The 16106-nt window shown below is 60.9% G+C and carries 16 protein-coding genes; 7 read left to right on the forward strand and 9 right to left on the reverse strand.

All coding sequences use genetic code 11. From position 1 onward, the window contains the following. Positions 1–15 precede the first annotated feature (15 nt). Genes ACR1XY_RS10540 through cobU form a run of 3 tightly spaced genes read right to left on the reverse strand, consistent with a single transcriptional unit; the run spans position 16 to position 2055 of the window. On the reverse strand, positions 16–900 hold the full coding sequence (locus ACR1XY_RS10540) for a glutathione S-transferase (protein WP_480592949.1): 885 nt from the start codon (positions 898–900) through the stop codon (positions 16–18). A gap of 58 nt (positions 901–958) precedes the next feature. Next, positions 959–1537 carry a histidine phosphatase family protein gene (locus ACR1XY_RS10545; RefSeq protein WP_480592917.1) on the reverse strand — a complete coding sequence of 193 codons (579 nt, stop codon included), beginning with the start codon at positions 1535–1537 and terminating at the stop codon, positions 959–961. After that, positions 1534–2055 carry a bifunctional adenosylcobinamide kinase/adenosylcobinamide-phosphate guanylyltransferase gene (cobU, locus tag ACR1XY_RS10550; RefSeq protein WP_480592919.1) on the reverse strand — a complete coding sequence of 174 codons (522 nt, stop codon included), beginning with the start codon at positions 2053–2055 and terminating at the stop codon, positions 1534–1536. The genes ACR1XY_RS10545 and cobU overlap by 4 nt, the downstream gene beginning before the upstream one ends. A 100-nt stretch (positions 2056–2155) precedes the next feature. On the opposite strand from cobU, the gene ACR1XY_RS10555 reads away from it, so the two are divergent. The 6 genes from ACR1XY_RS10555 (at position 2156) to ACR1XY_RS10580 (ending at position 8696) form a co-directional block, all read left to right on the forward strand. Beyond that, complete coding sequence (locus ACR1XY_RS10555) at positions 2156–3034, forward strand: RNA polymerase factor sigma-32 (RefSeq protein WP_480592920.1); 879 nt, start codon at positions 2156–2158, stop codon at positions 3032–3034. Next, positions 3031–3846 carry a ChaN family lipoprotein gene (locus ACR1XY_RS10560; protein ID WP_480592922.1) on the forward strand — a complete coding sequence of 272 codons (816 nt, stop codon included), beginning with the start codon at positions 3031–3033 and terminating at the stop codon, positions 3844–3846. The genes ACR1XY_RS10555 and ACR1XY_RS10560 overlap by 4 nt, the downstream gene beginning before the upstream one ends. 63 nt (positions 3847–3909) lie before the next feature. Next, positions 3910–5106, forward strand: coding sequence for a bifunctional phosphopantothenoylcysteine decarboxylase/phosphopantothenate--cysteine ligase CoaBC (gene coaBC, locus ACR1XY_RS10565; protein ID WP_480592924.1), 1197 nt, complete (start codon positions 3910–3912; stop codon positions 5104–5106). 15 nt (positions 5107–5121) lie between these two features. Continuing rightward, positions 5122–5577 (forward strand): dUTP diphosphatase, encoded by a 456-nt coding sequence (gene dut, locus ACR1XY_RS10570; protein ID WP_480592928.1) that lies wholly within the window; start codon positions 5122–5124, stop codon positions 5575–5577. Then, positions 5577–6623 carry a HesA/MoeB/ThiF family protein gene (locus ACR1XY_RS10575; RefSeq protein WP_480592930.1) on the forward strand — a complete coding sequence of 349 codons (1047 nt, stop codon included), beginning with the start codon at positions 5577–5579 and terminating at the stop codon, positions 6621–6623. Before dut ends, ACR1XY_RS10575 begins: the two co-directional genes overlap by 1 nt. A 57-nt stretch (positions 6624–6680) precedes the next feature. Then, a complete protein-coding gene (locus tag ACR1XY_RS10580; protein ID WP_480592933.1) occupies positions 6681–8696 on the forward strand; it encodes a M3 family metallopeptidase in 2016 nt (671 codons plus the stop codon). On the opposite strand, the gene ACR1XY_RS10585 is transcribed toward ACR1XY_RS10580, so the two are convergent. The 6 genes from ACR1XY_RS10585 to ACR1XY_RS10610 are packed head-to-tail and all read right to left on the reverse strand — an operon-like array spanning position 8693 to position 15259. Next, positions 8693–9625, reverse strand: coding sequence for a 2-hydroxyacid dehydrogenase (locus ACR1XY_RS10585; protein WP_480592934.1), 933 nt, complete (start codon positions 9623–9625; stop codon positions 8693–8695). The genes ACR1XY_RS10580 and ACR1XY_RS10585 overlap by 4 nt on opposite strands. Positions 9626–9640: 15 nt before the next feature. Further along, complete coding sequence (gene rodA, locus ACR1XY_RS10590) at positions 9641–10780, reverse strand: rod shape-determining protein RodA (RefSeq protein WP_480592936.1); 1140 nt, start codon at positions 10778–10780, stop codon at positions 9641–9643. Continuing rightward, positions 10777–12726 (reverse strand): penicillin-binding protein 2, encoded by a 1950-nt coding sequence (gene mrdA, locus ACR1XY_RS10595; protein WP_480592938.1) that lies wholly within the window; start codon positions 12724–12726, stop codon positions 10777–10779. Before mrdA ends, rodA begins: the two co-directional genes overlap by 4 nt. Beyond that, positions 12723–13259 carry a rod shape-determining protein MreD gene (locus ACR1XY_RS10600; RefSeq protein WP_480592941.1) on the reverse strand — a complete coding sequence of 179 codons (537 nt, stop codon included), beginning with the start codon at positions 13257–13259 and terminating at the stop codon, positions 12723–12725. Before ACR1XY_RS10600 ends, mrdA begins: the two co-directional genes overlap by 4 nt. Then, on the reverse strand, positions 13252–14154 hold the full coding sequence (gene mreC / locus ACR1XY_RS10605) for a rod shape-determining protein MreC (RefSeq protein WP_480592943.1): 903 nt from the start codon (positions 14152–14154) through the stop codon (positions 13252–13254). The genes ACR1XY_RS10600 and mreC overlap by 8 nt, the downstream gene beginning before the upstream one ends. Before the next feature lie 58 nt (positions 14155–14212). Then, the gene (locus ACR1XY_RS10610) at positions 14213–15259 is read right to left on the reverse strand and encodes a rod shape-determining protein (RefSeq protein WP_039523195.1); all 1047 of its coding nucleotides are present in this window, start codon (positions 15257–15259) and stop codon (positions 14213–14215) included. A 155-nt stretch (positions 15260–15414) separates the two neighbouring features. On the opposite strand from ACR1XY_RS10610, the gene rlmJ reads away from it, so the two are divergent. Then, positions 15415–16106: 23S rRNA (adenine(2030)-N(6))-methyltransferase RlmJ (rlmJ, locus tag ACR1XY_RS10615; RefSeq protein WP_480592945.1), on the forward strand; the 692-nt coding region annotated here is incomplete at its 3' end.

Consider the following 16106-nt stretch of genomic DNA (forward strand, 5'->3'; position numbering starts at 1 on the left):
TGCCATGATCGCGGTTTAAGAATCGTTAACGGCGTCCGTCATTGCGGTGAATTTTGGCCAAGCCCCCGGATCTGCGACGGTTTTGTCGCGGCAGAAGCGGTTACAGAAGCCCCAACGCTGCCCGTTCAACTCCAGAAAATGCGTGACCACTTTGCCGGAATAGGGGCAAAACTTGTTGAGAGATGGTCCGTTATCCATGGCCTGCGCGTCAGTACTCGCTCCGACAGGCCAGGCCTGCGTCGACAGGTTCAGGTCGTATGGGAACGGCTCATAGCTTACGGTCCGTCCCATGGCGCGCCATTGCCGTGTTGCGGGGTCAGACAACAGGCCCAAGCAATAGTCTCTGCTCGCCTCGGAGACCGGCAGGCCATACCCGATGATCCGCGCAGCCACCGGAGTATAGAAGACGTCGGCCAGAGAATAGTTTCCGAACAAAGGCCCAGTCTTGGCACCGGACACTGTGCGGGCGTGGGACCACAAGGTTTCGACCCGCTCCAGATCACTCACTGCCTCAGGCGACGGGACAAACCCCTGCCAGCAGTACATCAACTGCATCGGGCATTCCCCGCGCAAGGCGTTGAACCCGGCCACCATCTCGGAGCAGAGCCACCGTGCGGTTGCGCGGGCGGAGGGGGCCGCGGGCCACAACCCGGCCTCGGGATGCCGTTCGGCCAATGTCTCGGCCATCGCGAGGCTTTCACCAACGACCGTACCGTCAGGCAGGCGCAGGGCGGGTACAAGGCGCGCCGGGGCCAGCGGTTTCATATCCTCGACCATGGTGCCGGAATAGAGGCCGACCATGTGGCTTCGATAGGGCAGGCCGAACTTTTCCAGCATCAGCCAGCCGCGCATGGACCAGCTGGAAAACAGACGGTCTCCGGTAAACAAATCATAGGTCATGCCGCTACGATGGCGCAGCAGGGCCATTCCGTAAATCAGTGATTTGTGCGGGGTGTAATCACGGGAGGTGATTGATCCGCCCAACCGACCAGCGGTCGCCAAAATGGGTGATTTCAGTGACCGAGAGGTTGTCGATCCGGTGGCTGAACGTCTCTTGCGCATCAACCCCAAGCGCGCGCTGCACTTGCGTCAAGATCACGCCGAAATGGGCCACGATGATCAGATCGCGCCCGGTGTGGTCGGTGATCAGCCGATCGATTACGGCATCCACGCGGGTCCGAACCTCATTCCAGCTTTCGCCTTTGGGCGGACGCACGTCGCCGGGGTTGTCCCAATAAGCGAAGGTGAGGTCGGGGTCTTCGGCCTCGATTTCCTTGAAACTGCGCAGTTCCCACGTGCCGAAATGAATCTCTCGCAGGTCACGGTGATGCGGTAGGCGCTGGCGAGTGCCCTGAATGGCCGAGGCGGTGTCCGCGGCGCGGGACAGGTCAGACGAGATCACCAAAGCCTCAAGCGGAAGGTGATCATTCAGCCGCGCGATTGCCGCCTGATCGCTGAGGTCCGCAGGCAGGTCGGACCAGCCAACCATGGTTTTCGCATGGGTCGGCCCGTGGCGGACAAGATGCAGCCGAGTCATGGCAATTGCCCTTTCAGCACCAGAGGCAGCCCAGCGGTGATCTGCACCGCCAGATCGGCATGTGCCGCCAGCGCAATATTCAACCGACCCTGAGCCTCGCGGAACCGGCGGGACAGGGTGTTGTCGGGGACGATGCCATGGCCGACCTCGTTCGAGACGATGACAACTGTAGCGCGGCAGGATTTCAGCGCCTGCAACAGATCCGTTTGTACCCGATCCAAGTCGTTTTCGGCCAGCAGATGGTTGGTCAGCCACATCGTGGCACAGTCGATCAAACAGACATGGTCTGGGGTCAGCTCGGCCAGAACGGGGCCCAGATCGAATGGCGCTTCCACGGTCGCCCAACCTTCGCCCCGCTGGGCAATGTGGCGTCGAATCTTATCGCGCATCTCGTCATCAAACACTTGTGATGTTGCGAGATAGACCCGGTTTTTCCCCGATGAAACAACAAGTTGTTCGGCAAATACCGACTTTCCCGAGGCCGCTCCGCCCAGCACAAAGGTTAAATCCGGATACACTATAATTACCTTTCATGTGATCCACCCGGTTTTGTTCTGCGTATCGACCCTAGGTCGGCAAGGCAAGTCCGGCCCGCGCCTGTGAAAAGGGGAGATTTCCATGGCACTGGACAATGCGAACGATTTTTCGATGTCCCGGCAAGCGATGAAGGCCGAACTGCTGGACGCGGAGACCGAACTGAAACTGGCCTATGCGTGGCGTGATGATCGCGACGAACAGGCGCTGCATCGGCTGATCACGGCCTATATGCGGTTGGCGATTTCCATGGCGGCCAAGTTTAAACGCTATGGCGCGCCGATGAACGATCTGATCCAGGAAGCCGGTTTGGGCCTGATGAAAGCCGCCGACAAGTTCGACCCTGACCGCGGTGTGCGCTTTTCGACCTATGCTGTCTGGTGGATCAAGGCCAGCATTCAGGATTACGTGATGCGCAATTGGTCGATGGTGCGGACCGGATCGACCTCGTCTCAGAAATCCCTGTTCTTCAACATGCGCCGGGTTCAGGCGCGTCTTGAACGCGAAGCTGCGACCGAGGGAATGGATTTGGACCGCCACCAGTTGCATCAGATGATCGCCGCCGAGATCGGCGTCCCTCTGCGCGACGTCGAGATGATGGAGGGTCGGTTGTCCGGGTCCGATTTCTCGCTGAACGCGGTGCAGTCGGCTGATGAGGACGGGCGCGAGTGGATCGACGCGCTGGAAGATGAACGTGCTCAGGCCGCCGAGATGGTCGAGAATAACCATGACACCGAACAGCTGCGCGAATGGCTGGTGATGGCCATGCAGGCACTGAACGATCGCGAACGCTTTATCGTGCGCGAACGCAAGCTGCGTGAACCGTCCCGTACGCTGGAAAGTCTGGGGCAGGAGCTTGGCCTGTCCAAGGAACGTGTACGTCAGCTTGAGGCCGCGGCCTTCGTGAAAATGCGCAAGAACCTTGAAGCTCAATCGCGTGAGGTGCAACACTTCATCGCATGAAACAGCTTGCGATTCTGCTTTGTGCACTTGTGGTTATGGCCCGACCTGGCCATGCCGATGATTTGATACCGGATGACGTTCTGACCGCGATGATGTCGGCAGACGTGGTCATTCTGGGCGAGGTTCACGACAATCCCCAGCATCATGTCATTCAGGCCGAGGCGTTGAAGGCCGTGAAGCCGTCGGCCGTGGTGTGGGAGATGGTAACTGAGGAAGGTGCGCAGCGTCTTGCGGACAAAGCTGTCTCCGACCCCGAGGAACTTGCGCGTATTCTGAAATGGATCGAATCCGGCTGGCCGCCGCTCAGCATGTATTACCCAGTGTTTCAGGCCTCGGACGCGCCGGTTTATGGCGCAATGGTCCCGCGTACAGCCGCCCGTGCGGCGATGGAGCGGGGCGCAGCCACGGCCTTGGGGGCGGATGCGGCGCGGTTTGGTCTGACCGTTCCGCTACCGGCTGACGAACAGGCCGCGCGAGAGGCCGATCAACTGGCCGCTCATTGCAATGCGATCCCGGAAAGCGCTTTGCCGCAGTTGGTCGCCATTCAAAGGCTGCGCGATGCGGTGTTGACCCGTGCCATCCTGCGCGCGACGGATGAGACCGGCGGACCGGTCGCGGTGATTACGGGCAACGGCCACGCTCGCAAGGACCGGGGCATTCCGACCTTTCTGTCTCGAATGCGCCCTGGATTGAAAGTGTTCGTGCTGGGCCAGTCCGAGGACGGGTTGGTGAATGGGGAATTCGATGCCGTGATCGATAGCCCAAGTGTTGAGCGCGAAGACCCTTGCTTGGCGTTTCAAACATCCAATTAACCGCTGGAACTGTCCGGCCCGCTTGCCTAATGTCTGGGCCGACTGGGACGAGAAGGGCACAACATGCTGGCATCGAAACGCATTCTGCTGATCATCGGTGGCGGGATCGCGGCTTATAAGTCGCTGGATCTGATCCGGCGCCTGAGGGAACGTGGCGCGTCTGTGAAACCCGTGCTGACCCGTGCGGCCGAGGAATTCGTGACGCCTCTGTCGGTGTCTGCCTTGGCTGGAGAGAAAGTCTATCGCGACCTGTTCGACCTGACGGATGAGGCCGAGATGGGGCATATTCAATTGTCCCGTTCGGCTGATCTGATCGTTGTGGCCCCGGCGACTGCTGATTTGATGGCGAAGATGGTCGGGGGGCTGGCCAATGACCTGGCCTCGACCCTGCTGATGGCGACCGATACGCCGGTTCTTTGTGCACCAGCGATGAATGTGCGGATGTGGGATCATCCCGCCACGCAGCGCAACTTGAAACAACTGCAAGCGGATGGCGTCCGTTTTGTCGGCCCGAACGAGGGCGACATGGCTTGCGGCGAATTCGGCCCTGGCCGTATGTCGGAACCGCTGGAGATCGTCGCGGCGATCGAGACGGAGCTGGGTGACGGCCCGCTGAACGGCAAACGCGTGCTTGTAACCTCGGGGCCGACGCATGAACCCATCGACCCGGTACGATATATCGCCAACCGCTCGTCCGGGGCGCAGGGCGCGGCGGTCGCCCGTGCGCTGGCCGCGCTGGGGGCTGAGGTGGTGTTTGTAACCGGCCCTGCAGATGTACCGCCGCCAGACGGGGTTCAAGTTGTGCCGGTGGAAACCGCGCAACAGATGTCCGACGCGGTTGATGCGGCGCTACCTGTCGATGCGGGTGTGTTTGCGGCGGCTGTTGCCGACTGGCGCGTGGCCAGTGCCTCGGACAAGAAACTGAAAAAAAGCCGCGACGGATTGCCCGTGCTGGAGTTTGCCGAAAATCCGGACATCCTGAAGCGTGTCTCGCATATGGACGCAGGCCGCCCCGCGCTGGTCGTCGGGTTCGCGGCTGAAACCGACAATGTGGTCGAACACGCCACCGCCAAACGAGGGCGCAAGGGTTGTGACTGGATCGTAGCCAATGATGTCAGCCCGGCGACGGGGATCATGGGCGGGTCCGAGAATGCGGTGATCCTGATTTCAGACGACGGCGCCGAGGAATGGCCGCGCATGGGCAAGGATGAAGTGGCCAAGCGTCTGGTACGAAAGATCGCCGACGCGTTGACCAGCTAAACCAAAGGAGCAGTGATGGTTGCTATTCGTGTGATCCGAGAGGAAGGGTCTGATCCGTCAGTCCCGCTGCCATCTTATGAAACCTCCGGGGCAGCCGGGGCGGATGTGCGGGCGAATCTGCCGGATGGGGTCTCGATCACGCTGGAACCGGGGCAACGCACGCTGGTGCCAACGGGTCTACGCATCGAGATTCCGCATGGGTTCGAGGTGCAAGTGCGTCCCCGCTCGGGTCTGGCGCTGAAACACGGCATTACCCTGCCCAATACTCCCGGCACGATCGACAGTGACTATCGCGGCCCGCTGGGCGTGATCGTCTTGAACGCCGGGCAAGAGACGTTCGAAGTCACCCATGGCGAACGCATTGCCCAACTGATCGTCGCCCCAGTGGTGCAGGCCGCATTCGAGCCGGTGGAAGCACTCAGCGACACGGCGCGCGGCGCAGGTGGCTTCGGCTCGACCGGGCGCGGCTGATGCTGCTGGTCCTGATTCTGGCTGCGGGTCTCTGGGGGATCGGCTATCTGGCCGGAGTGTCCAGGGCGGCTCGCATGACCTCGGTCGGGGTTCTGCTGCTGGGCGTGATTACAGCCCAGCTGGTTCTGCCAGATGGTAATCCGTTGCGTGAGGCGACTGGCGGCTCTGCGGCGCTGTGGCTGATCTTGGGTGGCGCGGCCATTCTGGTTCTGGTTTACGGAAGGGTGCTGAAAGCGCTGAGAAACCGCGCAGCCCCTGCCGCAGCCAAGGAGCCCGTTATGCCATCCGATCAGTTTTCTGAAACCGAACTGGAACGCTATGCCCGCCACATCGTTTTGCGAGAGCTGGGCGGGCCCGGTCAGAAGAAAATGAAAAAGGCCCGCGTGCTGGTCATCGGCGCCGGGGGGCTCGGCGCACCTGCCCTGCAATATCTGGCGGCGGCTGGTGTCGGTACTATCGGTGTGATCGATGATGATGTGGTCGAGAACGCCAACCTGCAACGGCAAGTGATCCACCGCGACGCAGATATCGGGATGCCCAAGGTGTTCTCGGCGCAGCAGGCGATGCAGGCACAGAATCCCAATGTCACCGTTTTGCCCTATCATCGCCGTCTGACCGATGAGATCGCCGCAGACCTGTTTGCCGATTTCGATCTGATCCTAGATGGCACCGACAATTTCGACACCCGCTATCTGACCAATCGTACGGCGGCTGCGTTGGGCAAGCCTCTGATCTCGGGCGCCCTGTCGCAATGGGAAGGACAACTGAGTGTCTTTGACCCCGCCAGTGGTGCGCCCTGCTATCAGTGCATTTTCCCTGAGGCACCGGCCCCCGGCTTGGCGCCCTCCTGCGCCGAGGCGGGTGTGATTGGCCCCTTGCCCGGCGTGGTCGGTTCGATGATGGCCGTTGAGGCGATCAAGGTGATCACCGGTGCCGGGCAGGCCCTGCGCGGCGAGATGCTGATATATGACGCGCTTTATGGCGAAAGCCGCAAGATCATTCTGTCGCGCCGTGCCGATTGTCCGATATGTGGCTCGGGGGCGTAACCCCGCTCTGGATCATCCGGCCTGCCGTTCCTAACTCTGTGGTCAAAGGAGACACGCATGACCAATCCGATCCTGTCCGACTGGACCACACCGTTTGAAATCGCACCATTTGCCGAAATTGCGGATGACGATTTCGCTCCCGCTCTGGATAAGGCGATGCAGGCCCATAACGCTCAGATCGACGCGATTGCGGGTAACCCGGACACCCCCACCTTTGCCAACACGATCGAGGCTCTCGAAGCCGCGGGTGAGGAAATGGACAAGGTTCTGTCGGTGTTCTTCACCGTCGCCGGGGCGGACAGCAACCCGGCGCGCGAGAAGTTGCAGCGTGAATTCTCACCCAAGCTGGCGGCCCATTTCTCGGGGATTTCGTCGAACAAGGCGCTGTTTCAGCGCGTGGCCGATCTGTGGGCGCGCAAGGACGAACTGAACCTGACCGACGAGCAGGCGCGGGTTCTGATGCTGACCCATCGGGGGTTCGTACGGTCCGGTGCGGCGCTTGAGGGCGATAAGGACGCCCGGATGCAAGAGATCAAGGCGCGGCTGGCCTCGCTGGGGACCTCCTTTACTCAAAATCTGCTGGCTGATGAACGCGATTGGTTCATGGACCTGTCAGAGGGTGATCTGGAAGGACTGCCGGGTTTCGTGGTGGATGCCGCCCGTGCCGCAGGGCAGGAAAAGGGCGCGGCGGGACCGGTGGTAACCCTGTCTCGGTCCCTGATCGTACCGTTCCTGCAATTCTCACCCCGCCGCGATCTGCGGGAAAAGGCCTATCGCGCCTGGACCGCACGGGGTGCTAACGGCAAAGAGACTGACAACCGCGAGAGCGCCGCCGAAATCCTGCAGCTGCGCGAGGAACGGGCCGAGCTGCTGGGCTATGACAGTTTCGCGGCTTACAAGCTGGAAACGGAGATGGCCCGCACACCGGACAAGGTCCGGGATCTGCTGATGCAGGTGTGGGAGCCGGCCAAGACCCGTGCCGATGCGGACGCCAAAATCCTGACGCAGATGATGCAGGAAGACGGCGTCAATGGTCCGCTGGAGGCTTGGGACTGGCGCTACTACGCCGAGAAACGCCGCAAGGCCGAGCATGATCTGGATGAGGCGGCGCTTAAGCCCTATCTGCAATTGGACCGTATGATCGAGGCGTCCTTTGCCTGCGCCAATCGCCTGTTCGGACTGGAATTCGCACCGCTGGATGTACCGCTCTATCACCCCGATTGCCGGGCGTGGGAGGTTACGCGCAATGGGCGGCATATAGCAGTGTTCGTCGGCGATTACTTCGCGCGGGGATCGAAACGCTCGGGCGCGTGGTGCAGCGCGATGCGGTCGCAGGCAAAGTTCCCCAAGATGCAGGCGCCGGTCGTGATCAATGTCTGCAATTTCGCCAAGGGCGATCCGGCACTGTTGTCTTATGACGATGCGCGCACGTTGTTCCATGAATTTGGCCATGCCCTGCACCAGATGCTGTCAAATGTGACCTATGAAAGCATCTCGGGTACGTCGGTTGCGCGGGATTTCGTAGAACTGCCCAGCCAACTTTATGAACACTGGCTGGAGGTCCCCGAGGTTCTGGCCGAGTTCGCGACCCATGCCGAGACCGGAGAAGCAATGCCGCAGGAGATGCTGGATAAACTGCTGAAGGCAGCTAATTTCGATCAGGGGTTCCAAACGGTGGAATACATCGCCTCGGCGCTGGTCGATCTTGCGTTCCATGACGGTGCGGCTCCGACCGATCCGATGGCGAAACAGGCCGAGGTGCTGGCCGAGATTGGGATGCCACACGCAATCGGAATGCGTCATGCGACGCCGCACTTTGCGCATGTATTTGCGGGCGATGGCTATAGCTCGGGCTATTACAGCTATATGTGGTCCGAGGTGATGGATGCCGACGCGTTTGCGGCGTTCGAAGAGGCGGGCGGCGCATTCGACCCGGAACGAGCCAAAGCGTTAGAGGAAAACATCTTGTCCACTGGTGGCTCACGTGAGGCCGAGGAGCTATACCTCGCCTTCCGTGGCCGGTTGCCAGGGGTTGAGGCTTTGTTGAAAGGGCGTGGTTTGATCGCGCCCTAGTACCCCAAGTCGCGATCGACGAGGTGCAGGAAAGGTTTGCCTTCCTCACCGCGGCGGATGTTCTCACAAATCACTTGCGCCGCTGTCACCGGCCGCGTCTCCGAGGCGATGTGCGGGGTCACCGTCACATTCGGATGCGCCCAATAGGGATGATCCGCAGGCAACGGTTCGACCCGGAACACATCCAGCGTGGCGTGGCCGACCTGACCGGAGTTCAGCGCGTCCAACAGGGCGTCGTCATCAATCAGTGGCCCCCGGCCCGGGTTGATGATGCGTGCGCCTTTGGGCAGCAGGGCCAGGTTTTCGGCATTCAGGGTATTTACCGTAGCGGGCGTGTCCGGCAGCAGCAGAACCACGATCTCTGCCCGTGAAAGCGCAACGCGCAACCCATCGTCGCCATACATGCATGTGACGCCAGCAATCTCTTTGGCTGAGCGGCTCCAGCCGGTGACGTCAAAGTTCAACGCGGACAAAGCGCGAGCCGCAGCCTCGCCCAACGCGCCAAGCCCCAGAATGCAAATCCGGCGTTCGGTGGCCAAAGGCGGTGCGTCAGGTGCCCAGACACCATCCTGAGCGATGATATGCTGATCCATTCCAAGGTGATATCGCAGCACGTGGCCGACGACCCATTCCGTCATGCCTTGCGTCAGGCCGTGATCCACCATCCGCGCCAGCGGGACGGTCAGGGTCCCATTGCCCGCGATCTTCTCGACCCCGGCCCAGAGGCTGAGCACGGCCTTCAATCGCGCGTAGGGGGTGAAATCCAGCAGGCCTGCGTTCGGGGCATAGACGATATAGTCCACCTGGTCCGGTTCGAATTCGGTGGCAAGGCGAAAGTCCAGCCTGACCTGTGTCAGGTACTTGGTCAGCAGTGGTTCGTAAACAGGCCACAGGGCAGGGCGCGCGGAAAACAGGATGTTCACGGGCATAGCAGGCCTTTCAGATCAGCGGGGGCGGTGAATATGGGCGCTTTGGACGATGCCGAAGGCGGCCATCAGAACCAGCATTGCTGAGCCGCCATAGCTGACCATCGGCAGCGGCACACCCACAACCGGGGCCAGGCCCATCACCATCGACATGTTGACGGCAAAGAACAGGAAGAAGTTCAACGCGATGCCCAGCGTCACCAGAGACGAGAACCGGTCCTTGGTTGAAAGCGCGGTAACCAGACAGAAGACCAGTATCAGGCCATAGAGGGTCAGCAGGGTGATGCCCCCGACAAAACCGAACTCCTCGGCCAAAGTAGTGAAAATGAAATCGGTGTGTTTCTCGGGCAGGAAGTTCAGACGGGATTGGGTGCCCTGCATGAACCCGCGCCCGTTCCAGCCTCCCGATCCCAGTGCGATCTTGGATTGGGTGATATGATACCCCGCCCCCAACGGATCGGTCGAGGGGTCGAGGAAGGTGTCGATCCGGCGGAACTGGTAATCTTTGAGTAGCTGCCAGTCGGTCCCTCGGCTGTTGAATACCGTGGCAATCAGGCCCACCACCGCCGCGATGACGGCTGCGAAATACGCCCAGTGTACCCCGGCCAGGAACATCAGCCCGCCGCCCGCCGCCAACAGCAGGATCGAAGTGCCAAGGTCAGGCTGGCGCAGCACCAGAAAGGTCGGGATCAGGATCAGCAGGACCGGGATGATCACCCAGACAGGCCGCGAGGTCCTGTGCGAGGGCAACCAGTCGTAATAGGCCGCCAGCAGCATCACCAGCGTCACTTTCATTAGTTCCGAGGGTTGCAGCCGCATGAATTTCAGGTCGATCCAGCGCTGGGCGCCCATGCCGACCGTACCAAACAGTTCCACATAGATAAGCAGAAGGATCGATACGATATAGGCGAGCACTGACATGTTGCGCCAGAACCAGATGGGAACCAGTGCGATGATGAACATGACGGCCAGACCCAGCCCAAAGCGTTCCATTTGCGGTTCGGCCCATGGGGTCCACGATCCACCCGCCACGGAATACAGCATCAGGAACCCGGTGCTGGCCACGCTGATCAAGAGCAGGGTCAGCGCCCAGTTCATGTACAGGAATTTGCGGAACCCCGAGGGCGTGGATTTGACGGCGTACTCAAGATAGCTCATGCGCGGTCCTTTTCGGACGGGCGCGCTTTGGGGCGACGGTCGCCTTCCAGCCGTTTTTGCTGTTCCTTGATGCCGTCCCGATCGGCGGTCGGATAAGCCTCGAGCGGGGGCGTTCCGTTGTAGAGCGCCTGCAACATGATATCGCGGGCCACCGGGGCAGCCGCTTTCGAGCCACCGCCGCCATGTTCCACCACGACGGCCACGGCGTATTTCGGATTGTCATACGGCGCAAAGCTAACGAACAGCGCGTGGTCTCGGCGTTCCCACGGCAGGTCTTCGTTGCGGATCACTCCCGCGGCACGTTCGGCTTTGGTGATGTTGCGCACCTGGCTGGTGCCGGTCTTGCCCGCCATGCGGAACTCATCCGCGATGATGCGGCTGCGATAGGCAGTGCCGCGCCGGTCGTTCGAGACCGAGAACATCGCCTGACGCACTTGCTCCAGATTGTTGCGGTTCACCGCTAAAGGTTCCCCCGCGCCCGAGGGCTGTTCAATCCCGTTCACCGAGCGCACCAGCCTTGGCTTCACCGCGCGACCAGTCGCAATACGCGCCGTCATCACCGCCAGTTGCAATGGCGAGGCCAGCATGAAACCCTGACCGATCGAGGCATTCGCGGTGTCACCCACCAACCAGTCCTGCCCGTGCACACGCTGTTTCCATTCCTGGTTCGGCGCCAGCCCCGCGGCTACGGCAGACATCGGGATATCGTGCTTTACGCCCAGCCCGAAGGTGCGCGCCATGTCCGAGATTTTGTCGATTCCCACCCGCAGCGCCACGTCGTAGTAATAAACATCGCAACTGCGTTTCAGCGAGGTTTCCAGGTCAACCGTTCCATGCCCGCCCCGTTTCCAGCAGTGGAAGCGGCGGCTGCCCACCTTCAGGTGGCCGGGGCAGTAAACGGTGTTCGAGGGCCCGATTACACCGGCTTCAAGCGCGGCCATGGCGGTGATCATCTTGAAGGTCGATCCCGGGGGGTAGGTGCCCTGCACCGTCTTGTTCGACAGAGGGCGATAATTGTCCTGGGTCAATGCTCGGTAATCGGCGACCGAGATGCCGCGTACGAATAGATTCGGATCGAAACTTGGCGCCGAACTGATGGCGCGGATATCGCCGCTTTCACAGTCGATCACCACGGCAGCGGCGCTTTCACCGGCCAGCCGAGCCTGCGCGTATTGTTGCAGGTTGGCGTCCACCGAAAGTTGCAGATCCGCCCCGGCGGTACCTTCCTGACGGTCCAGTTCGCGCATCACGCGGCCGGTGGCGTTGACCTCGACCCGCTTGGCCCCGGCCTTGCCGCGCAGGGTGATTTCCTGTTTGGCTTCCAGCCCGACCTTGCCGATCTGGAATCGGGGAATGCGCAACACGGGCTCGGGGTCTTCGATCTGGCTCAGATCATAGTCACTGACCGGGCCGACATAGCCGACCACATGGGCGAAATCTTCATATCGGGGATATTGCCGGGTCTGCCCGACTTCGGGGATCACGCCGGGCAGCGCAGGGGCGTTGACGGCAACCTTCGAGATATCTTCCCATGTGACCTGATCGGCCAGTGTCACCGGCAGAAACGGGGCCGAGCGGTGCATTTCGGTCTTGGCCCGGTCGATCTCGTCCTCGGTCAGGGGGATCAACTGGGACAGTTTGGCGATCACCTCGTCCACATCGCCCGCATCCTCGCGCACCATGACGATCCGGTACGATGGCGAGTTCTGGCTGATAATCTCTCCGTTCCGGTCATAGATTCGGCCTCGGGTCGGTGGGATCAGGCGGATATTGATCCGGTTTTCTTCGGCCAGCAGGCGGTATTCGTCGGCCTGATCCACCTGCATGAATCGCATCCGGGCGGCTAGCCCGCCGATAAAGACGGCTTGCAATCCACCCAAAACCAGCGCTCTGCGCGGCAGGCGTTTATAGGCAAGGCCTTGGGCTTTGGGTTTGCGTTGCTTCATGCGCGCGCTCCCAATGCGCCGGTTTCAGCCGTGGATTTGCGCCGTACACCGAATCCGTTCTGGCTGAGCAGAACGATCAGAGGATAAACTGCAATTGTCAGAACCACTTGGATCACCACTGGCCCCAATGCTGCCTGTTGCACTGACAGAATAGCAAGAATGACGCGGTTCAGCGTAAAAACAGCTGTGATTACCACGGCAACAGTTGACCATTCGCCGACAAATCCCGAGTCCCGCAAGCCAAACGCGGCCGAGTGCAGATAAGCGGCCCCCAGAACCACCAGCGCCGCCAGCAGGCCGGGCGGACGTTGCAGCAACAGATCCGCCATCAGCATCACGATTGCGACCAGCAAGATCGGCACGAATTCAGGCCGCCGCAGCACCCAGGCGAAGGTTAGGGCAATCAACAAGTCCGGAAACGGCCAGCGGTTCGGTTTTGTATCCAGAGGCAACAGGTGCAAAAACAGGATCAGCGCGGCTAGAAACAGGTACAGGACACGCTTGGACCAAAGCTGTGAAGTCTGACTATCCATCGCCAACCTCCACCGGCGGCAGAGCTGCTTCAGGCTGTGTGGGGCCAACGATGCTGCCCGGGTCCCGAATGGTAGGCGCCGATTGATATCGTAGCACCCGCAAGAATTCGAGCCGTTCGAAATCCGCCGACAGACGCACCCGCAGACGGCCTCCGGGATCGGCCGTGATCTGTCCGATTAGCAACCCGGCCGGAAACACTCCGCCATCGCCCGAGGTCACGACGCGGTCGCCAGGGCGGACCAGTTCGCGGTTTTCAAGAAACTCGACGGCGGGGGCCGGAGTATTGTCACCCGTGATCAGGGCGGTCTGGCCCGAAGGTTGAATGGTCGCCGGGATCGCGCTGGAGGCATCTGTCATCAGGATCACCCGCGCCGTGTCCGGGCCCACACCCGAGATCCGTCCGACCACGCCGATTCCGTCCATCGTGGCCCAGCCATCGGTAATGCCGTCCCGCTCGCCGACATTCAGCAGAACTGACTGCCGGAACGGAGAGCCGCTGTCGGCCATCACAACCCCGGTGATATAGGTCAAGCGTGGATCGAGCCGAACGTTGTTCAGATCCAGCAGCCGGGCGTTTTCCTGCTCAAGCTGCAGCGCGGCCTCTTTCCAGGCCCGCATCAGGCGCAACTCGCTGCGTAATTCCTGGTTCTGTTCGCTCAGGCGTTGATAGCTTTGGAAATCGCGGGCCAGGTTGACCACAGCGGTGACCGGTACCATGGCCCATTCCATCGACGGCACGACCCGGTCGACGACCTGGGCGCGGAACCGTTCCACCCGCGGGCTGTCGATACGCCAGACCAGAAAGATCCCCAGCAGGCACAGCACCACGATCCCCAACAGCAAGCGGCGCAGGGGGGTGGTGTATTCATCGCGCTGTGATCGGTCTTTTGCCACAGGACTCCTTCCCGTGCTGCTCGTGCCGAGTTTACCCTATCTGCAAAGGGTGCGCGCCTTAGCTTTCGTAGTCAATCGCGTGGCGCAGTTGTTTTTCGTATTCCAAGGCCTTGCCGGTGCCCAATGCCACACAGTTCAGGCTTTCGTCGGCAATCGACACGGCCAGACCGGTCTGTTCGCGCAGCGCCAGATCCAGATCGCCCAGCAGCGCACCGCCGCCAGTCAGCATCACGCCCCGGTCCACGATATCCGCAGCCAGATCGGGCGGAGTGGTTTCCAGCGCGGTCATCACCGCCTCGCAAATCTGCTGGACAGGTTCAGACAGCGCCTCGGCCACCTGGGCCTGGCTGATCTCGATTTCCTTCGGCACACCGTTCAGCAGGTCGCGGCCACGGATATGCATCGACTGACCACGGCCATCGTCGGGCATACGCGCGGTGCCGATGGTGGTCTTGATGCGTTCAGCAGTCGATTCACCCACCAGCAAGTTCTGCTGACGACGCAGGTATGAGATGATGGCCTCGTCCATCCGGTCGCCACCAACGCGGACCGAGCGGGCATATACGATGTCGCCCAGCGACAGAACCGCAACCTCGGTGGTGCCGCCGCCGATATCGACGACCATGTTCCCGGTCGGATCGGTGATCGGCATCCCTGCGCCAATGGCCGCAGCGATAGGTTCAGCAATAAGGCCCGCGCGACGGGCGCCAGCGGACAGAACCGATTGACGGATCGCACGTTTCTCGACCGGGGTTGCGCCATGGGGAACGCAGACGATGATTTTGGGTTTCGAAAAGGTCGAGCGTTTATGCACCTTGCGGATGAAATGCTTGATCATCTCTTCGGCGGTGTCGAAATCGGCAATCACACCTTCACGCATTGGGCGGATCGCTTCGATCGAACCGGGGGTTCGGCCCAGCATCAGCTTGGCGTCTTCGCCAACGGCCAGAACTTTTTTCACGCCGTCCTTGACGTGGTAGGCCACCACGGATGGCTCAGACAGGATCACGCCACGCCCCTTGACATACACCAGGGTGTTTGCCGTCCCAAGGTCGATAGCCATGTCCGCTGTGAACAGGCCGCCCAGATTGCCAAAGATCCCCATGTTTCCCCTGATCCTGTATGTCGGTTTTTCTACTGCCCGCGACTCGACGGTTCCGGGACGGATGACTTATAGGGTGCCAGCACGCCCGGTAAAAGGGCTGATTCCGCGATAATCAGCACCTTTCCGCCTTATTGAGAGGGACTTTAGAAGGCAACATGCTCTCTTATCAACACATTTACCACGCTGGGAATCTGGCTGATGTGCAAAAGCACGCTTTATTGGCAATTGTGCTGGAGTATCTGACCCGTAAAGACAAACCGCTGACCTACCTGGAAACCCATTCGGGCCGGGGTTTGTACAAGCTGGATGCGGCAGAGGCGGTGCGCACGGGCGAGGCCGAGGCCGGCATCCGGCGCGTCCAGCAGGCCAAATGGTTTGACGCGGATCATCCGCTGGAACAGGCGATCCGCGCTGTTCAGAAAAGGCATGGGGCTGAGGCCTACCCCGGATCGCCACTGATCGCCGCCAATTTGCTGAGAAATCAGGACAGCCTGCATTTTGCCGAGCTGCACCCGCAGGAACATTCCGCGCTGGCCATGGCAATGTCGCCATATGGCGCCAAAGTGTATCGGCAGGACGGGTACGAGTTGGCGCAATCCTTGCTGCCCCCGACACCACGGCGTGGAGCGATGCTGATCGACCCGAGCTACGAGGTGAAATCTGAATACGACCGTTTGCCAGGTATCATCGGCAAATTGCATCGGAAATGGAACGTGGGCGTAATCGCTCTGTGGTATCCGATTCTGTCGGATAATCGACATGGTGCAATGATTTCCGCCCTGAAATCTCAGAACTTGCCGAAAACCTTCTGCCACGAAGTCAGGTTCGACCCTGTGCGCGAGGGGCA

The organism is Ruegeria sp. AD11(2025), from assembly GCF_056542405.1.